This is a genomic window from Enterobacter vonholyi (assembly GCF_008364555.1).
GTDB lineage: Bacteria > Pseudomonadota > Gammaproteobacteria > Enterobacterales > Enterobacteriaceae > Enterobacter > Enterobacter vonholyi.
The window spans coordinates 84,158-100,867 of record NZ_VTUC01000008.1; the positions used below are offsets into that span (position 1 = coordinate 84,158).

Here is a 16,710-nt window from a genome sequence, read left to right on the forward strand (position 1 = left end):
TGCTTCCGGTTTATTGTTGAAATCCCTGCCTCATCGAATTCCGGAGAACCATCGCGTGTTTCAGAAAGTTGACGCCTATGCCGGCGACCCTATCCTCTCCTTAATGGAGCGTTTCAAAGAAGATCCTCGTAGCGACAAAGTGAACCTCAGCATCGGTCTGTATTACAACGAGGATGGCATCATTCCTCAATTAAAAGCCGTTGCCGAAGCCGAAGCGCGTCTGAACGCTGTTCCACACGGCGCTTCCCTTTATCTGCCGATGGAAGGGCTAAACGCTTATCGCAACACCATTACACCGCTGCTGTTCGGCGCCGATCACGCAGTGCTCGCGCAAAAACGCGTGGCGACGATCCAGACGCTGGGCGGCTCGGGTGCGCTGAAAGTGGGTGCAGACTTCCTGAAAAAATACTTCCCGGATTCAGGCGTGTGGGTCAGTGACCCGACGTGGGAAAACCACGTTGCGATCTTCGAGGGCGCAGGCTTTAAGGTCGAGACCTATCCATGGTTCGACAGCAAAACTAACGGCGTGCGCGTTGAAGCGCTGTTAGAAAAACTGAACACGCTGCCGGCGCGCAGTATTGTGCTGCTGCACCCATGCTGCCATAACCCGACCGGTGCAGATCTCACTAACGCCCAGTGGGATGCGGTGATTGAGGTACTGAAGGCCCGTGACCTGATCCCGTTCCTCGACATTGCCTACCAGGGATTTGGCGCGGGCATGGAAGAAGATGCTTACGCCATCCGCGCCGTAGCCAGCGCCGGGCTGCCTGCTCTGGTTAGTAACTCCTTCTCTAAAATCTTCTCCCTGTACGGTGAACGCGTTGGCGGTCTGTCCGTAGTGTGTGAGGATGCCGAAGCAGCCAGCCGCGTGCTCGGCCAGCTGAAAGCGACGGTACGCCGTATCTACTCCAGCCCGCCAAACTTTGGTGCGCAGGTGGTGGCGACGGTTCTCGGTGATGAGCAGCTGAAAGCGTCCTGGCTTGGCGAAGTGGAAGCGATGCGTAAGCGCATTCTTTCGATGCGTCAGGAACTGGTTAACGTCCTGAAAGAGGCGGTGCCGGGACATAACTTCGACTATCTGCTCAAGCAGCGCGGGATGTTCAGCTATACCGGACTGAGTGCGGCGCAGGTCGATCGCCTTCGCGAAGAGTTCGGCATTTATCTCATCGCCAGCGGCCGTATGTGCGTGGCGGGTCTGAATTCCAGCAACGTTCATCGCGTGGCGCAGGCGTTTGCTGCTGTAATGTAAGTACTCACTACTCTTTTCCCCCTCTCCCTGTGGGAGAGGGTTGGGGTGAGGGCATCAGGCCGCACAAGAATCTTGCCCGGTTACCGGGCCTACACGTCACATCTGCGCTTTGTGATCATCTTCTTTTTATTCATCTTCATAAGTAAAAACTCCTTCCCTTCACCTCCCGCTGGGGTTATGGTCGGATAGTTTTTTGACCGTTCGCTCAAATTAAAACGATAACAAACTGAATTTTCAGGGGAAAATATGCGCAAGATCACACTGGCGCTCAGCGCCGCCTGCTTATTGTTCTCGCTTAATAGCGCCGTCGTCGCGCGAGCTTCTGCCCCGACGCCGCTTTACACCGGCACCACCGCCGCCATTCTTGCCGAGCAGGCACCTATTCACTGGGTTTCCGTGGCCCAAATCGAAAACAGCCTGATGGGCCGCGCGCCAATGGCCGTGGGCTTTGACATTGACGATACCGTGCTGTTCTCAAGCCCTGGCTTCTGGCGCGGGAAGAAAACGTATTCACCCGACAGCGAAGCGTATCTGAAGAACCCGGAATTCTGGGAAAAAATGAATAACGGCTGGGACGAATTCAGCATCCCGAAAGAGGTTGCCCGTGCACTTATTGCCATGCACGTGAAGCGCGGTGACAGCATTTATTTTGTGACCGGCCGCAGTCAGACCAAAACGGAAACCGTCTCGAAAACGCTGCAGGATGATTTCCAGATCCCGGCGACCAGCATGAATCCGGTGATTTTTGCTGGTGACAAAGAAGGGCAAAACACCAAAACCCAGTGGCTGGAAAAGAAAAATATCAAAGTATTCTACGGCGATTCGGATAACGACATCACCGCCGCGCATGACGTGGGTGCCAGAGGAATCAGGGTATTGCGTGCCTCTAACTCCACCTATCGACCGCTGCCGATGGCCGGAAAGTTTGGCGAAGAGGTCATTGTGAACTCTGAGTATTAAACCGCAGGCGACGAGTTTGACTCTTTTTTAAGCAAATCTCGTCGCTGCGGGTTTTACCTTTTGCCTTCTTGCTGCACACTTAGAAAGATTCATCTTTCATTACGGAGCAGCACATGTGGTATCAACAGACCCTGACCTTAAGCGCGAAACCACGCGGATTTCATCTGGTGACGGACGAAGTCATCGGGCAAATCCGCGACCTGCCGCGGGTCAAAACGGGTTTGCTGCATCTGCTCCTTCAGCACACGTCTGCCTCTCTCACGCTTAATGAAAATTGCGATCCCACCGTCCGGTCAGACATGGAGCACCATTTTCTGAAGAGCGTCCCGGACAACGCTCCTTATGAGCATGACTATGAGGGGGCAGACGATATGCCTTCGCATATTAAATCCTCCCTGTTGGGCGTATCGCTTATGCTGCCGGTTCACAACGGGCGGCTGCTGTTGGGAACGTGGCAGGGGATCTGGCTGGGAGAGCATCGCATTCACGGTGGTTCGCGTAAAATTATCGCCACGCTACAAGGGGAATAAAGATGACAATTTCGGAGATACTTCAGTACTGCATGAGCAAGCCCGGCGCGGAGCAGAGCGTCCATAGCGACTGGAAAGCCACGCAGGTTAAGGTGGGGGATGTGCTGTTTGCGATGGTGAAAGAGGTGGAAGGCCGTCCTGCGGCGTCGCTGAAAACCAGCCCTGAACTGGCTGATTTGCTACGTCAACAGCATGATGACGTGAGGCCGAGCAAGCACCTGAATAAGGCGCACTGGAGCACCGTCTATCTGGATGGATCGATTCCAGGCTCGCAAATTTACTACCTGGTGGACGCGTCCTATCAGCAGGCGGTTGAGCTGCTGCCGGAAACGACCCGACAGCAGCTCTCCGTGTGACAATTACAGCAACGGTTTAAGGAAGCGCGCAGTGTGCGAGGCTTCGCACTCTGCAACCGTCTCTGGCGTACCGGAGACGAGAATTTCACCGCCGCCGCTGCCGCCTTCCGGGCCGAGATCGACAATCCAGTCCGCGGTTTTAATCACGTCCAGGTTATGTTCGATGACCACGATAGTGTTGCCCTGATCGCGCAACTGATGCAGCACGTCGAGCAGCTGCTGGATATCGGCAAAGTGCAGGCCGGTGGTCGGCTCGTCCAGAATGTAGAGCGTCTGACCGGTGCCGCGTTTTGACAGCTCGCGCGCCAGCTTCACGCGCTGCGCTTCGCCGCCGGACAGCGTGGTTGCCGACTGCCCCAGACGAATGTAGGTCAGGCCCACGTCCATCAGCGTCTGCAGCTTACGCGCCAGCGCAGGAACGGCATCAAAGAATTCGCGCGCCTCTTCGATGGTCATGTCCAGCACTTCGTGGATGGTCTTGCCTTTGTACTTAATCTCCAGCGTTTCTCGGTTATAGCGCTTGCCTTTGCACTGGTCGCACGGCACGTAGATATCCGGCAGGAAGTGCATCTCAACCTTGATCACGCCATCGCCCTGGCACGCTTCGCAGCGGCCACCGCGTACGTTAAAGCTGAAACGTCCTGGCGTATAGCCGCGGGAGCGTGCTTCCGGCACACCGGCAAACAGTTCACGTACGGGCGTGAAGACGCCGGTATAGGTTGCCGGGTTAGAGCGCGGGGTACGGCCAATCGGGCTCTGGTCAATATCGATAACTTTGTCGAAATGCTCCAGCCCCTGGATGTCACGGTACGGCGCCGGCTCGGCCAGCGTCGCGCCGTTCAGCGCCGTCTGCGCAATCGGGAACAGCGTATCGTTGATCAGCGTCGATTTACCGGAACCGGATACGCCGGTGATACAGGTAAACAGGCCAACAGGCAGCGTCAGGGTGACGTCTTTGAGGTTGTTGCCGCGCGCGCCGGTCAGCTTCAGCACTTTTTCTGGATCTGCCGCTACGCGCTGTTTTGGCACCTCAATCTTACGCTTGCCGCTCATGTACTGGCCGGTCAGCGATTCGGGCACCGCCATGATGTCCTTCAGCGTCCCTTCTGCAACCACCTGCCCGCCGTGTACGCCTGCGCCCGGACCAATATCGATCACGTGATCAGCCGCGCGGATCGCATCTTCATCGTGCTCGACCACGATTACCGTGTTGCCGAGGTTGCGCAGGTGGACCAGCGTGCCGAGCAGACGCTCGTTGTCGCGCTGGTGCAAGCCGATGGACGGCTCATCCAGTACGTACATCACGCCTACCAGACCCGCGCCAATCTGGCTCGCCAGACGTATACGCTGCGCTTCACCGCCGGAGAGCGTTTCTGCCGAGCGGGATAACGTCAGGTAGTTCAGGCCGACGTTCACCAGGAATTTCAGGCGATCGCCAATCTCTTTCAGCACTTTTTCGGCTATTTTCGCGCGCTGGCCGGAGAGCTTCAGGTTATTGAAGAAGTCCATCGCGTGGCCGATGCTCATGTCTGAGATGGTCGGCAGCGCCGTGTTTTCCACAAACACGTGGCGCGCTTCGCGGCGCAGGCGCGTTCCTTCACAGGTGGCACAGGAGCGGTTGCTGATGAACTTCGCCAGCTCCTCGCGCACCGCGCTGGATTCAGTCTCTTTGTAGCGGCGCTCCATGTTGTGCAGCACCCCTTCGAACGGGTGGCGACGCACGGAGGTATCGCCGCGATCGTTCATGTATTTGAACTCGATGTTCTCTTTACCGGAACCGAACAGGATCACTTTGTGCACGTTCGGGCTCAGGCTGGCCCACGGCGCTTCAACGTCGAACTTGTAGTGTTCTGCCAGCGATTTCAGCATCTGGAAGTAGTAGAAGTTACGCTTGTCCCAGCCGCGAATGGCCCCGCCCGCCAGCGACAGCTCCGGGTTCTGGATCACGCGATCCGGATCGAAATACTGCTGCACGCCCAGGCCGTCACACGTCGGGCACGCGCCCGCCGGGTTGTTAAAGGAGAACAGGCGCGGTTCCAGCTCGCGCATGCTGTAGCCGCAAATCGGGCAGGCAAAGTTGGCGGAGAAGAGCAGCTCTTCCGCTTTTGGATCGTCCATGTCGGAGACCACGGCCGTGCCGCCAGAGAGTTCCAGCGCCGTTTCAAAGGATTCCGCCAGGCGCGTGGCGAGATCGTCGCGCACCTTAAAGCGGTCAATCACCACTTCGATGGTGTGCTTCTTCTGCAGCTCCAGCTTTGGTGGATCGGACAGGTCACACACTTCGCCGTCGATACGGGCGCGGATATAGCCCTGGCTTGCCAGGTTTTCCAGCGTTTTGGTGTGTTCGCCCTTACGCTCTTTGATGATTGGCGCAAGGAGCATCAGGCGCTTGCCTTCCGGCTGCGACAGCACGTTATCGACCATCTGGCTCACGGTTTGCGCCGCCAGCGGGACGTCGTGGTCCGGGCAGCGCGGCTCGCCCACGCGGGCATACAGCAGACGCAGGTAGTCATGAATTTCGGTAATGGTACCGACCGTTGAGCGCGGGTTATGCGACGTGGACTTCTGCTCAATAGAGATAGCAGGTGACAACCCTTCAATATGGTCGACATCCGGTTTTTCCATCAGTGACAGGAACTGACGAGCGTACGCCGAGAGCGATTCAACGTAACGACGCTGTCCTTCGGCATACAGAGTGTCGAAAGCCAGTGAGGATTTGCCAGACCCCGAAAGCCCGGTCACGACAATGAGTTTGTCGCGAGGGATTATGAGGTTGATATTCTTGAGATTGTGGGTGCGGGCGCCCCGAACTTCGATCTTATCCATTCACCTTTCCCGGTTGGAACACGGATTGCCTGGTTTGTTTGAAGGACAAACGGCTGTCAGAAACGGCTAATTATGACACAATTTGACCTGTTTGAATATACAGTATTGGAATGCATTTTCTGATTCGCTGTGTAACAATGTTGAGTTGCGGGAGAACTCTGGAACGTGCTACGCAACTATCAAAGTGCAGCATGGAAATGGTACACTCGCGCGTTTACACTATTAAGAAACGTATTCAGGAGACACGAACATGGCCAGCAGAGGCGTAAACAAGGTGATTCTCGTCGGTAATCTGGGCCAGGACCCGGAAGTACGCTACATGCCGAGTGGTGGTGCAGTTGCCAACATTACGCTGGCTACTTCCGAATCCTGGCGTGATAAAGCGACCGGTGAGATGAAAGAGCAGACCGAATGGCACCGCGTTGTGCTGTTTGGCAAACTGGCCGAAGTGGCCGGAGAATATCTGCGCAAAGGTTCTCAGGTCTATATCGAAGGCCAGCTGCGTACCCGCAAATGGACCGATCAGTCCGGAGCTGAGAAGTATACGACTGAAGTAGTGGTCAACGTGGGCGGCACCATGCAGATGCTGGGTGGCCGTCAGGGCGGCGGCGCACCTGCAGGTGGCGGTCAGAGCCAGCAGCAGGGCGGTTGGGGTCAGCCTCAGCAGCCGCAGGGTGGCAACCAGTTCAGCGGCGGAGCACAGTCTCGTCCGCAGCAGCAGTCTGCTCCGGCGCCGTCTAACGAACCGCCAATGGATTTCGACGACGACATTCCGTTCTGATTTCCGCGTGCTAAACAAAAAACCCAGACCATCGTCTGGGTTTTTTTATTCCGTAAGGGATCAGGTAATCACCATCGGCCAGTCTGGCGGCGTGTGGCTCATCGCCTCAACCATCACCACTTTAATATTTTCCCAGACGGCAGCGATATCCAACAGGGTGATACCAAGCAGACCCGTTGCAAACCAGCAGGCAGCGCCCAGCCCCAGCAGGGTGCTGATGACAGCAAGACCCGCATAGTCAGATTTACGAAACTGAATGTTCAGCGTGCTGGCTAAAAACATCAGTACCGCACTCAACAAAGGCCAGCGCAGAAGAACCATGCTGGTAGTAATGGTTGCCATAAAACCCATCCTCTACAAAACAGACGAACTGAATGAAACAGTGTTTCTCGTTACAAAATATGTGTGAACTATATCACAATTGATGATTTATTCGCCAGTGCCAGTGCGATCAAAAAAGAGGATTTTATTCCTCAGGAAAAGCGATTCTGTAGGCAGGACCAGCCTCGGCGCATGAGGAAGTGAACCCACAACGTGCCGGAAACGACCGTCGGGTAAGTGGGGATACCGCAAATTCGGTTTTTATAACAGGGGCGTTATTCTCCGCCATTACTGAAAATACTGTGGTCAAGACTGATTATTTATAAATCAACAAACACAGTACCCGGCGCAAATAGCATAAAACGTCATGACGATGTTGTACTTTTTTCATGCTGTCAGACGTTTGGCTTAATCAACGATCGCCTGTTGTGTTATCTTTCCGTCGGCCCCGGCGGGCTGGATAATTATTTCCCTTAATTGAAACGGAACGAATACTTACAGTTTAACTTACGGGAAAATATTATCGTCATAACGAAATTTAAGATTTTTAATACTAAAAGTCAGTTGCTAACTTTGCATGATTCATGCAACGTAATCACCTGTTTAACAAAGCATCCGGCCTTCATTACTACAGGCGTACAACATGCAGGGATATAGGGCGGGAAATGAATCGTAGCGCGCGGCGCAAAATGCTCAGGGTGGTAGGGATCATCATGGTAGTTATGCTGCCGGTGATGCTTGCGCTATGGTTTGCCCAGCTACGCGCCGTGTCTGAAACAAGCGCACAGCTACGCACATTTGCTGAACTGGCTTTGGACAAAACAGAGCTGGTTATTCAACAGGTTGAGCTGGCCCGGGACGAGGCTGAAAAATATCAGGGTGAGCTTTGCACGCCGGGACACCGTCAATATATGCTGAACGTTGTTCGTGGCCGCCTGTTTGTCGCCGATTTAATTTACGCTGAAGGTCAGAATTTTCTTTGTTCGACCGTTTTTACACCGGATCATCCCTACGCTATTCCTGTCGCTAATTACACGCGTAAACCTGACGTCGCTATCTATTATTATCGCGATACCCCATTTTATACTGGCTATAAAATGACATATATGCAGCGCGGAAATTATGTGGTGGTCGTCAATCCGCTTTCATACAGCGAAGTCATGTCCGCGGATCATTCTCTCTCGTGGGGGGTGTACGACACGGTAACCAATGCTTTCTTTTCGGTTAGCCAGAAAGCCAATGTTTCTTTATTAAATTCGATGATTCGAGATAAGGAATCGGTATTTCAAAAAGATAACCGCTTTTATACGATAGTAACGTCTCCCAAAAGACCTATTGCGGCCATTGTGTCGACATCGAATAAACGCTTTTATGAAACGCTTTATCACCAGGCGACGTTGACGCTACCGCTGGGCATGATCTGCAGCATTATTATTTTGCTGGTATGGTCCCGTACCCATCGTGAGCTTAATTCGCCGGGGCGCTTACTGCACCGGGCGCTGAACAAGCGACAGCTTTGCGTCCACTATCAGCCGATTATTGATATCAAGAACAACCAGTGTGTGGGTGCGGAAGCGTTGTTACGCTGGCCGGGTTTTAACGGGCAGGTGATGAGCCCGGCTGAGTTTATTCCGCTGGCGGAAAATGAGGGAATGAGCGAGCGGATTACGGACTATGTCGTTGAGGAGGTGTTCAACGATCTGGGCCATTTCCTGGCGGAGCATCCGCATCTCTATATTTCGATTAACCTGTCGGCCACGGATTTCCACTCCTCGCGGCTGATCGCCATGATTTCCGACAAGGCTCGCCACTACGCCGTCCGCGCGCAGCAAATCAAAATTGAAGTGACGGAACGTGGTTTTATCGATGTGCCAAAAACCACGCCGGTGATTCAGGCTTTCCGTCAGGCGGGTTATGAAGTCGCGATCGATGACTTCGGTACCGGCTACTCGAACCTGCACAATCTCTACTCGCTGAACGTGGATATCCTGAAGATCGATAAATCGTTTATCGATACCTTAACGACCAACAGTACCAGCCACCTGATCGCCGAGCATATTATCGAGATGGCGCAGAGCCTGCGCCTGAAAACCATTGCGGAAGGGGTAGAGACGGCAGAGCAGGTGAGCTGGCTGTTGAAGCGCGGCGTCCAGTTTTGTCAGGGATGGCACTTCGCGAAAGCGATGCCGCCCCAGGAATTTATGACCTGGCAGCAGCAGCCTTTGCACTGAGAGTGATTAATTCAACTGGTGGCGATAGTCGCTCGGCGTACGGTCAAACTCGCGGCGAAACACGCGGGAAAAGGTTTGTTGCGACACATAGCCAAGATCCATCGCGATATCAAAAATGGGCCGCTGCGTTGAGCGTAGCGCCTGCGCTGCCAGCAGAAGTCTGCGCTGGCGAATGTACTCACCCAGCGTCTGATGCATGACCGTGCGGAACATTCTCTGTAAATACCATTTCGAATAGCCCGACTTTTTCGCGACCACATCAATGTTCAACGGTTGGTCGATATGGTCATCAATCCATTCAATAAGCGTCTGAATAATCTGCTGATGCGACATAAGGTTGCCCCTCTGTAGATACAACTATCTCGGTTAATTCGTCGTTTTCTCTGCGGGTGAGTATAATTCCTCAAGTTAACTTGAGGTAAAGAGGTTTTATGGAAAAGAGATTGCCGCGAATTAAAGCGCTTTTAACTCCCGGTGAAGTGGCGAAACGAAGCGGCGTTGCGGTATCGGCGCTCCACTTCTATGAAAGCAAAGGGTTAATCAAGAGCATCCGTAACGGGGGTAACCAGCGTCGCTATACTCGCGACGTGCTCCGCTACGTGGCGATAATCAAAATTGCGCAACGAATCGGAATTCCCCTGGCCACGATCGGTGAGGCCTTTGGGGTACTGCCGGAAGGGCACACGCTGAGTCCGAAAGAGTGGAAAGAGCTGTCGTCCCAGTGGCGTGAAGAGCTGGACAGGCGTATTCACACGCTGGTCGCTCTGCGTGACGAGCTGGATGGCTGCATCGGCTGCGGCTGCCTGTCGCGCAGCGACTGCCCGCTGCGTAACCCCGGCGACAAACTGGGCGAGCAGGGGACGGGGGCGCGGCTGCTGGAAGAGGATTGAGATTGCGCGGCAAAAAGCACATAAAGAACTAAAGCGCCACATAAGGGCGCTTTAGTTTTTCCCGGTCTTTGTCTTTCACTCTATCCCGCTGGTTCACGGGAGGGTTTCCCCCGACGTCAGCACCCCTCAGTGTCGAGCTGGTTGGGGAGGTTCCGGATTGTGCTGACACTTTAATTCTATGCAAGCCCCGTTTTTTCGCCAGCGTCGCTGACCGGTTTTTAGCCGAATTTTTTTCGCGGTGTTGTTCAATTTTCTATAGTTAAAAAGTATGAATAACAGGAGAAAGCCATGCTCACGGTACACCACCTTAACCAGTCGCGCTCACACCGCGCCATCTGGGCGCTGGAAGAACTCGGCCTGCCTTATGAGATCGTTCACTATCAGCGCCAAAAAAACATGCTGGCGCCGGAGGCTCTCAAAAAGGTACATCCGTTGGGTAAATCACCGGTTATCGAAGATAACGGGCTGATCCTTGCGGAGTCTGGCGCCATTCTGGAGTACCTGCAGGAAACTTACGATCCCGAGTCGCGGCTTAAGCCTTTAGATCCGGCGCATAAGGTGCAGTACCGCTTCTGGCTGCACTATGCGGAAGGATCGCTGATGCCGCTGTTGTTAATGAAGCTGGTCTTCAGCAGCCTCGGCAAACCGCCGGTGCCGTTTGGTATCAGAACCCTGGGGAAAGCGCTGGGGCAGGGGGTGCAGAAAGCGTACCTCAACCGCCAGCTGGAAACCCATGCGCGCTTTATTGAATCACATCTGGCTAAAAACAGCTGGTTTGCCGGGGATACGTTCAGCATGGCCGACATCCAGATGAGCTTTCCGATTTTTGCCCTGCTGGCGCGCGGCGGTATTAACAACCTGCCGCATATTCAGGCGTGGAAAAGTAAGGTTGAGAACAGCCCTGGCTGGCAAAGAACCCTGGAACAAGGGGGGCCGTTATCCATCCCGGGTGAGGATTAAATGTAAACAAATTGCGCATTGACGATAACGTTTGCGCATCCTCTGTTTATTTCTTCAGCGTCATAAGTGAATTTTAGCGAAAAACGATAAAGTTCAGTTGAAAAGGGCGGGGATTAGGCTAGATAATCGTTTGCCTTAATTTGACCACCCGTTTGTAAGCGCGGAGCTAAACGTTTGCTTTTTCTGTGACGCCCTTTCGTCGCAAACGCAACACAAGGATTTGACGTTTAGCTGGCAGTGGCGTCTCCACCTCGCTTACGGACTTCCTAAAAAACTCTCAGGGGATGTTTTCTATGTCTACGCCATCTGCGCGTACTGGCGGTTCACTTGACGCCATGTTTAAAATTTCGGCCCGCGGCAGCACCGTGCGTCAGGAAATCGTTGCCGGTTTGACAACGTTTCTGGCGATGGTTTATTCCGTCATCGTTGTGCCGGGCATGCTGGGCAAAGCGGGCTTCCCGCCAGCGGCTGTCTTTGTAGCGACCTGCCTTGTGGCCGGCGTGGGCTCTATCGTGATGGGCCTGTGGGCGAACCTGCCGCTGGCGATTGGTTGCGCCATCTCCCTGACCGCGTTTACCGCGTTCAGCCTGGTGCTGGGTCAGCACATCAGCGTACCGGTTGCGCTGGGCGCCGTGTTCCTGATGGGTGTGCTGTTTACCGTTATTTCAGCGACCGGCATCCGTAGCTGGATCTTGCGCAACCTGCCGCAGGGCGTAGCGCACGGTACCGGCATCGGCATCGGCCTGTTCCTGCTGCTGATCGCCGCCAACGGCGTCGGTCTGGTCATCAAGAACCCGCTGGACGGCCTGCCGGTGGCGCTCGGCCATTTCGCCAGCTTCCCGGTGATCATGTCGCTGATCGGACTGGCGGTGATTATCGGTCTGGAAAAACTAAAAGTCCCGGGCGGCATTCTGCTGACCATTATCGGCGTGTCGATTGTGGGCCTGATTTTCGATCCGAACGTCCATTTCTCCGGCATTTTCGCCATGCCGTCGCTGAGCGATGACAAAGGCAACTCTCTGATTGGCAGCCTGGATATCGTTGGCGCGCTGAACCCGGTGATCCTCCCAAGCGTGCTGGCGCTGGTGATGACCGCCGTGTTTGACGCGACCGGTACTATTCGTGCGGTGGCCGGTCAGGCGAACCTGCTGGATAAAGACGGTCAGATTATTGACGGCGGCAAAGCGCTGACCACTGACTCCCTGAGCAGCGTCTTCTCTGGTCTGGTGGGTGCGGCGCCTGCGGCGGTGTACATCGAGTCCGCGGCGGGTACGGCGGCAGGCGGTAAAACCGGCCTGACGGCGATCACCGTCGGCGTGCTGTTCATGCTGATCCTGTTCCTCTCTCCGCTCTCGTACCTGGTTCCGGCGTACGCGACCGCGCCAGCGCTGATGTACGTTGGCCTGCTGATGCTGAGCAACGTGGCGAAAATCGACTTTGCGGATTTTGTGGACGCGATGTCTGGCCTGATTACCGCGGTCTTCATCGTACTGACCTGTAACATCGTGACCGGCATTATGATCGGCTTCGCGTCGCTGGTGATCGGTCGTCTGGTTTCCGGTGAATGGCGCAAGCTGAACGTTGGCACCGTTGTTATCGCCGTTGCGCTGGTGGCGTTCTACGCAGGCGGCTGGGCAATCTAAGTTGTCCTTTGATGCGAAAACGGGTGGCTCAGGCCGCCCGTTTTTATTTTCAGGACTCATCCTGTTGCCTTTTGCGTTACTCTGGGGAAGATAGAATAAAAGGCACGACGCCTTCCGGAGTACATAAGCAACACAGCAAACAGGGAACGCATGGAAATCTTCTTCACAATACTCATCATGACCCTTGTGGTCTCGCTATCCGGGGTGGTTACACGCGTACTGCCCTTTCAGGTCCCCCTACCATTAATGCAAATTGCCATCGGCGCGCTGCTGGCGTGGCCGACGTTTGGCCTGCACGTGGAATTTGACCCCGAACTGTTCCTCGTGCTGTTTATTCCGCCACTGCTTTTTGCCGATGGCTGGAAAACGCCCACGCGCGAATTCCTTGAGCACGGGCGAGAGATCTTCGGCCTGGCGCTTGCGCTGGTGGTGGTCACCGTCGTCGGGATTGGTTTCCTGATCTACTGGACGGTGCCGGGCATTCCGTTAATACCGGCTTTTGCGCTGGCCGCCGTGCTGTCGCCAACCGATGCCGTGGCGCTGTCCGGCATTGTGGGTGAAGGCCGTATTCCGAAGAAAATCATGGGGATTTTACAGGGTGAGGCGCTGATGAACGACGCCTCCGGCCTGGTCGCCCTGAAGTTTGCCGTGGCCGTAGCGATGGGTACGATGGTCTTTACCGTCGGCGGCGCAACGCTGGAATTCTTCAAGGTGGCGATTGGCGGTATTCTCGCAGGCTTCGTGGTGAGCTGGCTGTACGGCCGCTCGCTGCGCTTCCTCAGCCGCTGGGGCGGCGATGAACCCGCTACGCAGATCGTACTGCTGTTCCTGCTGCCGTTTGCCTCTTATCTGATTGCCGAACATATCGGCGTGTCGGGCATTCTGGCAGCGGTTGCGGCAGGGATGACCATTACCCGTTCCGGCGTAATGCGCCGCGCGCCGCTGGCCATGCGCCTGCGTGCAAACAGCACCTGGGCCATGCTGGAGTTTGTCTTTAACGGCATGGTGTTCCTGCTCCTGGGCCTGCAGCTGCCTGGCATTATGGAGTCCTCGCTGGTGGCGGCGGAGGCCGACCCGAACGTTGAGGTCTGGATGCTGTTTACCGACATCGTGCTGATTTACATGGCGCTGATGCTGGTGCGCTTCGGCTGGCTGTGGACGATGAAAAACTTCAGCGTCCGCTTCCTGAAGAAAAAACCGATGGAGTTCGGCTCGTGGACAACGCGTGAACTGCTGATTGCCTCTTTTGCGGGCGTACGCGGGGCGATTACCCTTGCCGGTGTGCTCTCCATTCCGCTGCTGCTGCCGACAGGCGATGTCTTCCCGGCGCGCTACGAGCTGGTCTTCCTGGCGGCGGGCGTGATTCTCTTCTCACTGTTTGTCGGCGTGATTATGCTGCCGATCCTGCTGCAGCATATTGATGTCGGCGATTCGACCCAGCAGCACAAGGAAGAGCGCATTGCGCGCGCAGCCACCGCCGAAGTGGCCATTGTCGCCATCCAGAAAATGGAAGAGCGTCTGGCCGCAGATGCGGAGGAGAACATCGACAATCAGCTGCTGACGGAAGTGAGTTCCCGGGTGATTGGTAACCTTCGTCGCCGCGCGGACGGGCGTAACGATGTGGAAAGCTCGCTGCAGGAGGAGAACCTGGAACGCCGGTTCCGCCTGGCGGCGCTGCGCTCAGAGCGCGCCGAACTGTATCACCTGCGCGCCACGCGCCAGATCAGTAACGAGACGCTGCAAAAGCTGCTGCACGATCTGGACCTGCTGGAAGCGCTGTTGATAGAGAATCAGTAGCGCTGTTTTGCCGGGTGGCGGCTTCGCCTTACCCGGCCTACGGTTCGAACGTAGGCCGGTAAGCGCCACCGGGCACTATTCAGACCGCACCCAAAACCCCTCACAACACTGCAGCCACGCCTGCGCGCTCTGCGACAAATAGACCCCTTCACGCCAGATCATCCCTAACTGCCAGTGCAGATCGCTCTCCAGTGGGATCCAGCGCAGCGTGTTTTTATCCAGACGCTCGCAAATCGGCTGCGGCAGAATGGCAATTCCCACGCCGGCCTGCACCATCGCCGCCAGGAAATCCCACTGTCCGCTGCGTACCGCAATGCGTGGCTTGACGTTATGCTGGTTAAACAGCGTCATAAGCTGGCGGCTGAGGGCGAAGTCTTCGTTGTAGATCAGCAGAGGGTGCTCGCCGAGCAGTTCAGGCTTCACCGACTCCCTCTTTAGCCAGTCGCCGGAGCGGGGCACCAGCACGCACAGCGGGTGGCTAAAGAGCGGAAGCGTCGCCAGGCCGCTCTCTTCCTCAACGGGGAGGGCGGTCATTGCCACGTCGAGCTCGCCGTTAGTGACCGCCTGCTGGACGGTTAACCCACCAAACTCCGAAATCTTCAGCTCTACGCCGGGATAACGCTGGCGAAACAGGCTAATCGGTCCGGCCATCATCATGCCGACCATCGGGGGAATGCCGAGGCGAAGCACCCCTTTGGTCAGATGATTAATATCGTCCAGCTCTGCTTCCAGCTGGCGGAACTCCGCCAGAATCGCCAGCCCGCGTTCGAACACCACGCGTCCGGTGTCGGTCAGCAGCAGCTTGCGCCCGTCGCGGATCAGCAGGGTACAGTTCAGTTCATCTTCGAGGTTTTTCAGCATTTTGCTGATGGTGGGCTGGGTAACAAACAACTTCTCCGCTGCGCGGGTAAAACTTTGCTGACGAACCACTTCGACAAAATAGCGCAGCGTTCTTATGTCCATGATTATTCCTCGAAACTATACCTTTGATGATTTTAATTCATTTCAGTCCACACCGTGCGCTCACTATACTGGCGCCTCGTCTCATTTTTGAGGAAAACCCCCATGGCCGTGGCGTTAAGCCGTGTTACGCCTGCCGTTGTACAACGACTCCAGGTCCCGGTTCAGGTACTGCTCTACGCGGGACTGTTTGTTTTCGCCGAATATCTTGTCGGCTGGCTCCATCTGCCGCTGCCTGCCAACCTGGTGGGAATGCTGCTGATGTTGACGCTCATCCTCTGTCGCGTAATCCCCCTCAACTGGGTGCGCGCCGGGGCGCGCTGGCTGCTGGCGGAGATGCTGCTGTTCTTTGTCCCTGCCGTGGTGGCGGTGGTGAACTATGCGCAGCTGCTGATGGTGGACGGCTGGCGCATCTTCGCGGTCATCGCGCTGAGTACGCTGATGGTGCTGGGAGCGACCGCCTGGGTCGTGGATAAAGTCTACCGGTTTGAAATCAGCAGGCACAAACATGACTAACTTTCAGATCAGCGTCCTGTGCCTGATTGCGACGCTCGGGATCTACTTTGCCAACAAGCGGCTGTATCGCCGTTTTCATGCCCTGCCGCTGATGCCGCTGGTCTTCACGCCGATCCTGCTGGTGCTGATGCTGGTCTTCGGCCATATCTCCTGGCAAAACTATATTGGTGAATCCCACTGGCTGCTGTGGCTGCTCGGCCCGGCGACCATCGCCTTTGCCGTGCCCGTTTACGACAATCTGGCGATTATCAAACGCCACTGGATGTCGCTCAGCGCAGGCGTGATTACCGCCACGGTGGTCGCGGTCTGTAGCTCCGTCTGGCTGGCGCGGCTGTTTACGCTGCCCGACGAAATTCAGCGCAGCCTGGCCGTACGCTCGGTGACCACGCCGTTCGCGCTGGCGGCGGCTAAACCCCTCGGCGGACAGCCGGACCTGGTGGCGCTGTTTGTGGTGGTGACGGGCGTCTTTGGGATGGCGGTGGGCGATATGCTCTTTCTGCGGCTTTCTATTCGGGAAGGGATGGCCAAAGGCGCGGGGTTTGGCGCGGCGTCGCACGGCGCGGGCACGGCACGTTCCTATGAGCTGGGCCAGCAGGAGGGCGTTGTCGCGAGCCTGGTCATGATGCTGTCGGGCGTGGTGATGGTGCTGGTTGCGCCGCTGGTGGCGTGGGTGATGTTTTAAGCTCCCCG

Annotated in this window: 16 protein-coding genes; 12 read left to right on the forward strand and 4 right to left on the reverse strand. The window is 55.9% G+C overall.

Annotated features, from left to right (window positions below; all coding sequences use genetic code 11):
* Positions 1 to 55 precede the first annotated feature (55 nt).
* From tyrB to F0319_RS14110, 4 genes are all read left to right on the forward strand, one after another.
* Positions 56 to 1,249: an aromatic amino acid transaminase gene (gene tyrB, locus F0319_RS14095; RefSeq protein ID WP_149367223.1), complete on the forward strand. Its 1,194-nt coding sequence runs from the start codon at positions 56 to 58 to the stop codon at positions 1,247 to 1,249.
* 246 nt (positions 1,250 to 1,495) lie between these two features.
* Positions 1,496 to 2,209, forward strand: coding sequence for an acid phosphatase AphA (aphA, locus tag F0319_RS14100; RefSeq protein ID WP_059347291.1), 714 nt, complete (start codon positions 1,496 to 1,498; stop codon positions 2,207 to 2,209).
* Positions 2,210 to 2,322: 113 nt separating this feature from the next.
* The gene (locus F0319_RS14105) at positions 2,323 to 2,739 is read left to right on the forward strand and encodes a secondary thiamine-phosphate synthase enzyme YjbQ (RefSeq protein ID WP_111964202.1); all 417 of its coding nucleotides are present in this window, start codon (positions 2,323 to 2,325) and stop codon (positions 2,737 to 2,739) included.
* 2 nt (positions 2,740 to 2,741) lie between these two features.
* Entirely contained in the window at positions 2,742 to 3,095 is a 354-nt protein-coding gene (locus F0319_RS14110) for an MmcQ/YjbR family DNA-binding protein (RefSeq protein ID WP_111964201.1), read from the forward strand.
* Positions 3,096 to 3,098: 3 nt separating this feature from the next.
* On the opposite strand, the gene uvrA is transcribed toward F0319_RS14110, so the two are convergent.
* A complete protein-coding gene (gene uvrA, locus F0319_RS14115) occupies positions 3,099 to 5,921 on the reverse strand; it encodes an excinuclease ABC subunit UvrA (protein WP_045328845.1) in 2,823 nt (940 codons plus the stop codon).
* A gap of 250 nt (positions 5,922 to 6,171) precedes the next feature.
* Here uvrA and ssb1 point away from each other — a divergent pair, with 250 nt between their 5' ends.
* Positions 6,172 to 6,702: a single-stranded DNA-binding protein SSB1 gene (gene ssb1, locus F0319_RS14120; protein ID WP_023310055.1), complete on the forward strand. Its 531-nt coding sequence runs from the start codon at positions 6,172 to 6,174 to the stop codon at positions 6,700 to 6,702.
* Positions 6,703 to 6,762: 60 nt separating this feature from the next.
* On the opposite strand, the gene F0319_RS14125 is transcribed toward ssb1, so the two are convergent.
* The gene (locus F0319_RS14125) at positions 6,763 to 7,044 is read right to left on the reverse strand and encodes a YjcB family protein (protein ID WP_008503385.1); all 282 of its coding nucleotides are present in this window, start codon (positions 7,042 to 7,044) and stop codon (positions 6,763 to 6,765) included.
* Positions 7,045 to 7,688: 644 nt separating this feature from the next.
* On the opposite strand from F0319_RS14125, the gene F0319_RS14130 reads away from it, so the two are divergent.
* A complete protein-coding gene (locus F0319_RS14130; RefSeq protein ID WP_111964200.1) occupies positions 7,689 to 9,254 on the forward strand; it encodes an EAL domain-containing protein in 1,566 nt (521 codons plus the stop codon).
* A gap of 6 nt (positions 9,255 to 9,260) precedes the next feature.
* Here F0319_RS14130 and soxS read toward each other — a convergent pair whose 3' ends face one another.
* Complete coding sequence (soxS, locus tag F0319_RS14135; RefSeq protein WP_008503387.1) at positions 9,261 to 9,587, reverse strand: superoxide response transcriptional regulator SoxS; 327 nt, start codon at positions 9,585 to 9,587, stop codon at positions 9,261 to 9,263.
* A 98-nt stretch (positions 9,588 to 9,685) separates the two neighbouring features.
* Between soxS and soxR the strand changes: the two genes are divergently transcribed.
* The 4 genes from soxR to F0319_RS14155 all read left to right on the forward strand — a co-directional run bounded on the left by soxR (position 9,686) and on the right by F0319_RS14155 (position 14,544).
* Entirely contained in the window at positions 9,686 to 10,144 is a 459-nt protein-coding gene (soxR, locus tag F0319_RS14140; protein ID WP_008503388.1) for a redox-sensitive transcriptional activator SoxR, read from the forward strand.
* Between the two features lie 288 nt (positions 10,145 to 10,432).
* On the forward strand, positions 10,433 to 11,104 hold the full coding sequence (locus F0319_RS14145) for a glutathione S-transferase family protein (protein WP_149367224.1): 672 nt from the start codon (positions 10,433 to 10,435) through the stop codon (positions 11,102 to 11,104).
* 293 nt (positions 11,105 to 11,397) lie between these two features.
* Positions 11,398 to 12,747, forward strand: a complete 1,350-nt coding sequence (gene ghxP, locus F0319_RS14150) for a guanine/hypoxanthine transporter GhxP (RefSeq protein WP_008503390.1) — start codon at positions 11,398 to 11,400, stop codon at positions 12,745 to 12,747.
* Positions 12,748 to 12,897: 150 nt separating this feature from the next.
* Entirely contained in the window at positions 12,898 to 14,544 is a 1,647-nt protein-coding gene (locus F0319_RS14155; RefSeq protein ID WP_111964197.1) for a Na+/H+ antiporter, read from the forward strand.
* 75 nt (positions 14,545 to 14,619) lie between these two features.
* Here F0319_RS14155 and F0319_RS14160 read toward each other — a convergent pair whose 3' ends face one another.
* On the reverse strand, positions 14,620 to 15,507 hold the full coding sequence (locus tag F0319_RS14160; protein ID WP_024906729.1) for a LysR family transcriptional regulator: 888 nt from the start codon (positions 15,505 to 15,507) through the stop codon (positions 14,620 to 14,622).
* 102 nt (positions 15,508 to 15,609) lie between these two features.
* Here F0319_RS14160 and F0319_RS14165 point away from each other — a divergent pair, with 102 nt between their 5' ends.
* Together F0319_RS14165 and F0319_RS14170 are read left to right on the forward strand one after the other, a co-directional pair.
* Entirely contained in the window at positions 15,610 to 16,020 is a 411-nt protein-coding gene (locus F0319_RS14165; RefSeq protein ID WP_021242769.1) for a CidA/LrgA family protein, read from the forward strand.
* Positions 16,013 to 16,702, forward strand: a complete 690-nt coding sequence (locus tag F0319_RS14170; protein WP_024906731.1) for an LrgB family protein — start codon at positions 16,013 to 16,015, stop codon at positions 16,700 to 16,702. The genes F0319_RS14165 and F0319_RS14170 overlap by 8 nt, the downstream gene beginning before the upstream one ends.
* The last annotated feature ends 8 nt before the right edge of the window (positions 16,703 to 16,710 follow it).